We start from the raw sequence: 5929 nt of genomic DNA on the forward strand, positions 1-5929 counted from the left end.
CCACGCTCGCGGCGTTGCCGACGCTCGACAGGCACCCAGCCTGCCTTCGCGCCGGCGCCTTGCGAGCGCGGCGCCGAGCGCCGCTCGCCGCACGATCCCCGTGCATCAATCATCTAGGGACGTCGACAGGCGTCTCAGTGCCCCGACGCGGCCGGCTCGACGAGCTCGACCAGCACCCCGCCGGCGTCCTTGGGATGGACGAAGTTGATCCGGCTGTCCGAGGTGCCACGGCGGGGGGCGTCGTACAGCAGTCGAAGGCCGCGCTCGCGCAGGCTGGCCATCGCCGCCTCGACGTCGGTGACCCGCAGCGCGAGCTGCTGCAGTCCGGGACCGGAGCGGTCGATGAACTTGGCGATGGTGGACTCGGGGGTGAGCGGCGCCAGCAGCTGGACCACCGCCGCGCTGGGGGTGTCGGGATAGCCGACCATCGCCTCCCGCACGCCCTGCTCCTGGTTGGTCTCCTCGTGCAGCACCGACATCCCGTAGGAGGACTCGTAGAAGGCGATCGCCTCGTCCAGATCGGGCACCGCGACGCCCACGTGGTCGATGGCGGTGAACAGGTGCGGCGGCATCTCGGGCAGTACGGAAGTCATGCGGCCTATCGTGGCATCCCGGTCGGTGGGTGGCAGGATGTGTGACGAGCGCTACATTCACGCCCGTCGCGGACACCTCCCGGCCGGGGGTTATCGGACGTTAACGTGGCACAACCGATCGCGGCGTCACCTGAGCTGGCGCGCACATCTCGCTGGAGGCACACATGGTCAACGTCATCGTCGCCGGGGCCCGCACCCCGATCGGCCGCCTGCTCGGCGGTCTCAAGGGACTCTCGGCAGCCGACCTGGGCGGCATCGCCATCAAGGGCGCCCTGGAGAAGGCCGGGGTGACGCCGGAGCAGGTCGACTACCTCATCATGGGCCAGGTGCTGCAGACCGGCGCCGGCCAGAACCCCGCCCGCACCGCCGGCCAGCAGGCCGGACTGCCGATGAGCGTCCCCTCCATCACCATCAACAAGGTCTGCCTCTCGGGCCTCAACGCCATCGCGATGGCCGACCAGTTCATCCGCGCCGGCGAGGCCACCGTCGTGGTCGCCGGCGGTATGGAGTCGATGACCAACGCCCCGCACTTCCTGCCCAGGTCGCGCGAGGGCTTCAAGTACGGCGACGTCTCGCTGGTCGACTCGATGGCCTACGACGGCCTCTACGACCAGTACACCCAGCAGGCGATGGGTGCGCTGACCGAGGCCTACAACGTCGAGAGCGCCAACAAGCTGACCCGCGAGGAGCAGGACGCGTTCGCCGCCCGCTCCCACCAGCTCGCCGCGACCGCACAGAAGAACGGCGTGTTCGACGAGGAGATCGTCCCGGTGTCGATCCCGCAGCGCAAGGGCGACCCGATCGTGGTCGCCGCCGACGAGGGCGTCCGGGGCGAGACCACCGCCGAGTCGCTGGGCAAGCTGCCGCCGGCGTTCTCCAAGACCGGCACCATCACCGCCGGCTCGGCCTCGCAGATCTCCGACGGCGCCGCCGCGGTCGTGGTGATGCCGAAGGAGCGGGCCGAGGAGCTGGGCCTGACCTGGCTGGCCGAGATCGGCGCCCACGGCATGGTCGCCGGCCCCGACTCCTCGCTGCAGCAGCAGCCCGCCAACGCGACGGCGAAGGCGCTGGAGAAGGAGGGCCTGACCGCGGCCGACCTCGACCTGGTGGAGTTCAACGAGGCGTTCGCCGCGGTCGGCCTGGAGTCGACCAAGGCGCTCGGCCTCGACCCCGCCATCGTCAACGTCAACGGTGGCGCCATCGCGGTGGGCCACCCGCTGGGCATGTCCGGCACCCGGGTGGTGCTGCACCTGGCGCTGGAGCTCAAGCGCCGCGGTGGAGGTGTCGGCGCCGCCGCGCTCTGCGGCGGCGGCGGCCAGGGCGACGCGCTCATCGTGCGCGTGCCGCAGGCTTGAGATTGCGTGGAGCCGACCAGGTCGCGGACCTGGTGACGGCCGCCCGGGACGGATCGCCCCGGGCGGTGGCCCGTCTCATCTCGCTGGTGGAGGACGGCTCCCCGGCGCTGCGCGAGGTGATGGCCGCGCTGGCGCCGCACACCGGGCACGCCCAGGTGGTCGGGCTGACCGGGGCGCCGGGCGTCGGCAAGTCGACCACGACCAACGCGCTGGTCGCCGAGTTGCGGCGCCAGCACCGGCGCGTCGGCGTCCTGGCCGTCGACCCCTCCTCGCCGTTCTCCGGCGGGGCCCTGCTCGGCGACCGGATCAGGATGAGCGACCACGCCACCGACGACGGCGTCTTCATCCGCTCGATGGCCTCCCGCGGGCACCTCGGCGGGCTGGCCTGGAGCACCCCGCAGGCGGTCCGGGTCCTCGACGCGGCCGGATTCGACATCGTGCTCATCGAGACCGTCGGCGTCGGCCAGTCCGAGGTGGAGATCGCGGCGCTGGCCGACACCACGCTGGTGCTGCTGGCGCCCGGCATGGGCGACGGCATCCAGGCCGCCAAGGCGGGCATCCTCGAGATCGGCGACGTCTACGTCGTCAACAAGGCCGACCGGGACGGCGCCTCCCAGGTTTCACGCGACCTGCGCGGGATGCTCTCGCTGGCCGACCGGCGAGAGGGCGCCTGGCGGCCGCCGATCGTCAAGACCATCGCCCAGGACGGCACCGGCCTGCCCGAGGTGGCGGCCGCGATCGGCCACCACCACGACTGGCTGGTCGTGACCGGCGAGCTCGCGGCGCGGCGTACCCGGCGGGCGCGGGAGGAGATCGAGGCGATCGCACTGGAGGTGCTGCGCGGCCGGTGGGGCTCGGTCGGCCGCACCGACGAGGTGAGCGCGCTGGCCGCGGCCGTCGCCGCCGGGACCAGCGATCCCTACTCCGCCGCCGACCGGCTGCTCGGCGGCTGAGGACGTCATCCCAGTCGGCTGCCCCGGCAGCCGGGTCGGATGAGGTTGCTCTCTAGGATTGGCCGCATGACGCAGCAGCCGTTCTCCCGTCCCGGTGCCGTCGACCTGTCGGGCCTCAAGCGGCCCGCGGCAGCCGCCGGAGGGACCGCCACCGAGGGCACGGGCCTGGCCGGCGCCTACACCGTCGAGGTCGACGAGCAGGGCTTCCAGTCCGTGCTGGAGGCGTCGGTCACCGCCCCGGTGGTCCTGGTCGTCTACTCGCCGTCCCGCTCCCCGGAGTCGGCGACGCTCGCCAGCGACGTTGCCAGCATCGCCGAGGAGTACGACGGCCGCTATCTCGCCGGCCTGGTCGACATCGACGCCCACCCGCAGATCGCGCAGGCGCTCCAGGTGCAGCAGATCCCGTTGATGTACGTGCTGCTTGACGGTCGCCCGGTCACCGAGCCGCTGCCGGGCGCACCGAGCCTGGAGCAGCTGCGGACCTTCTTCAACCAGCTCGGCCAGCAGTTGACCGTGCAGGGCATCAGCGGCCGTCACCAGCCGCGCTCGGCCGCCGCCGGCGAGGACGGCGAGCCAGCCGCCGACCCGCGCTACGCGGCCGCCGAGGACGCCCTGGTCGCCGGCGACATCGAGCGTGCCGTCGCGGAGTTCCAGCGGCTCGTCGAGGCCAACCCCGCGGACGCCGAGGCGGCCGGCCGGCTGGCGATGGCCAAGGTGCTGCAGCGCACCCAGGGCGTCGATCTGCAGGCCGCTCGGGCGGCGGCCGCGGCCAGCCCCGACGACGTCGCCGCGCAGACCATGGTCGCCGACCTCGACCTGCTGGGCGGTCACGTCGAGGACGCCTTCGCCCGGCTGGTGGAGCTGGTCCGTCGTACCTCGGGCGAGGACCGCGACGCGGCCCGTGAGCACCTCATCGGGCTGTTCGCGGCTGTCGGCAACGAGGACCCCCGGGTCCTCAACGGTCGCCGGGCGCTCGCCTCGGCGCTGTTCTAGTAGCCTGTCGCGGCTAAGACGTGGTATGGCGCGTTGTCCGGGTGCGTGGCTGGCAAGGCCGGCCGGGCGAGGGCATCCCGGGCGGCTGTCGAGCCCGGCGAACGCCGCCAGGGGCGTGCCCGGGCGACGCGACAGGCCGAGGCCTAGCCGCGACAGGCTGCTAGGAAGGGGTCCTGACGGACAAACGGGCTGCGGCGCCGCCGTACGCCCTGGAAGGGTGAGGGCGTGACCCGCCGCGACTCCGCCTTGGCCGCCCTCGTCGCGCTGCTGTGGGGCCTGAACTTCCTCGCCATCGACTACGGCCTGCGTGACGTGCCGCCGCTGCTGTTCCTGGCGATCCGGTTCGTCGCGGTGGTCGGTGTGGCGATCTGGTTCGTGCCGCGGCCACCGGTGCCCTGGCGGGTGCTGGCGGCGATCGGGCTGACCATGTCGCTGGGCCAGTTCGGCTTCCTCTACCTCGCCATGGCGGCCGGTTTCCCGACCGGGCTCGCCTCGCTGGTGCTGCAGGCGCAGGTGGTCTTCACCATCGTGATCGCGCTGCTGGCGCTGCGCGAGAAGCCGACCCGGACGCAAGTCGCCGGCGTCGGAGTCGGGGTGGCCGGGCTGGTCGTGGTCGGGCTGGCGCGCGGCGGTCACGTCACGGTCGGAGTGCTGGCTCTGATGCTGCTCGCCGCGCTCTCGTGGGCCTGCGGCAATGTGATCACCCGGGCCGCGAAGGTGCCCGGCGGCCTGGGCATCACGGTGTGGTCGGCGCTGTTCGTGCCCGTCCCGGCGCTGCTGCTCTCCCTCGTGGTCGAGGGCCCGCGGCAGATCGCCGAAGGCCTGGCGGCGTTCGGCTGGCAGGCCGGCCTGTCGACCACCTACACCGTGGTGTTCTCCTCGCTGGTCGGCTACGGCATCTTCAACGGCCTGCTCGGCCGCAATGCCGCCTCCTCGGTGGTGCCCTGGATCCTGCTGGTGCCGGTGGTCGGCATCTGCTCGGCCTGGCTGGTGCTGGCCGAGCGGCCCTCTCCCGGCGAGCTGGTCGGCGGCGTGCTGCTGCTGTGCGGTGCGCTGGTGGCCACCCGGGTCTCCGCCCCGGTGAGGGCTCAGGAGCCGAGCAGCCTGCCCGACTCGGTGTAGGCAGCCGATCCGTCGTGGGCCGCGGCCAGCGCGGCCGCGACCCGCCGCGCGGTGAAGTCGGCGCACACCTCGTCTGCCTCCTCGAGGGTGCAGAACCGGGCGGTGACGATCTCGCGAGCCTGCGGAATCACCCGCTCGGCCAGCGACGCCGGGTGGACGCCGCCGTCGAAGACCAGGCAGAGCGCGTCGTCCCAGCCGCTCCACGGCGGCAGCCAGTCGGTGAGCAGCAGCCGGGAGGCGGGCAGGTCGAGGGAGAGTTCCTCCTGGATCTCGCGGCGCACCGCCGCTGCCGGTGACTCGCCGACCTCGACGACACCGCCGGGCAGGTCCCAGTCGCGCTTGTAGGTGAGCTGGCACAGCAGCACCCGGTCGGCCTCGTCGCGCACCAGCAGCTGCCCGATCGCCCGCTTGCGCGGCAAGAAGGAGTTGAGCAGCGCCCGGAACCCCTCCGGCTCGTTGGCCGGGACGTCGGTGACGACGCGGGCGTAGACGATCCGGTCTACCGGCGCACCGTCGATGGTGACGCCGCGCATCACGCCCTCGCGGTGCAGCCCCGACCAGGTGGCGGTGCGCTGGGCGGGCTCGTCGGCCGGGTCGACCAGCGCCTCGACCCGGTGGTGGGTGGTCAGCGCGGAGGCGACCTCGCGGCGTACCACGTCGACGTTCTCGCCACGCATCCAGGCGATCCGGGCGACGCCGTCCGCGACGGTCGCCACCTCCACGCTCTGCTCGGGCACGGGGCCAACCCTAGATGATTGAGGCACGGGTCTCGCACGCTGCGCGACCCTCGGCATCCACGCTCGCGGCGTTGCCAACGCTCGACAGGCACCCAGCCTGCCTTCGCGCCGGCGCCTTGCGAGCGCGGCGCCGAGCGCCGCTCGCCGCACGATCCCCGTGCATCAATCATCTAGGG

The 5929-nt window shown here is 72.9% G+C and carries 6 protein-coding genes; 4 read left to right on the forward strand and 2 right to left on the reverse strand.

The features are described from left to right. Positions 1-134: 134 nt before the first annotated feature. Positions 135-593 carry a methylmalonyl-CoA epimerase gene (gene mce, locus QM595_RS00200; protein ID WP_415169495.1) on the reverse strand — a complete coding sequence of 153 codons (459 nt, stop codon included), beginning with the start codon at positions 591-593 and terminating at the stop codon, positions 135-137. 164 nt (positions 594-757) lie between these two features. Between mce and QM595_RS00205 the strand changes: the two genes are divergently transcribed. From QM595_RS00205 to QM595_RS00220, 4 genes are all read left to right on the forward strand, one after another. After that, complete coding sequence (locus QM595_RS00205; RefSeq protein ID WP_415169496.1) at positions 758-1948, forward strand: acetyl-CoA C-acetyltransferase; 1191 nt, start codon at positions 758-760, stop codon at positions 1946-1948. Then, a complete protein-coding gene (gene meaB / locus QM595_RS00210) occupies positions 1945-2901 on the forward strand; it encodes a methylmalonyl Co-A mutase-associated GTPase MeaB (RefSeq protein WP_415169497.1) in 957 nt (318 codons plus the stop codon). The genes QM595_RS00205 and meaB overlap by 4 nt, the downstream gene beginning before the upstream one ends. Positions 2902-2967: 66 nt before the next feature. Continuing rightward, positions 2968-3894, forward strand: coding sequence for a tetratricopeptide repeat protein (locus QM595_RS00215; RefSeq protein WP_415169498.1), 927 nt, complete (start codon positions 2968-2970; stop codon positions 3892-3894). Between the two features lie 225 nt (positions 3895-4119). Next, the gene (locus QM595_RS00220; protein ID WP_415169499.1) at positions 4120-5016 is read left to right on the forward strand and encodes an EamA family transporter; all 897 of its coding nucleotides are present in this window, start codon (positions 4120-4122) and stop codon (positions 5014-5016) included. Here QM595_RS00220 and QM595_RS00225 read toward each other — a convergent pair. Beyond that, positions 4983-5753 (reverse strand): NUDIX domain-containing protein, encoded by a 771-nt coding sequence (locus tag QM595_RS00225; protein WP_415169500.1) that lies wholly within the window; start codon positions 5751-5753, stop codon positions 4983-4985. The two genes, QM595_RS00220 and QM595_RS00225, sit on opposite strands and share 34 nt — an antisense overlap. Positions 5754-5929: the final 176 nt, after the last annotated feature.

Origin of the sequence: Nocardioides sp. (assembly GCF_047607185.1) — a bacterium.
Classification (GTDB): Bacteria; Actinomycetota; Actinomycetes; order Propionibacteriales; family Nocardioidaceae; genus Nocardioides.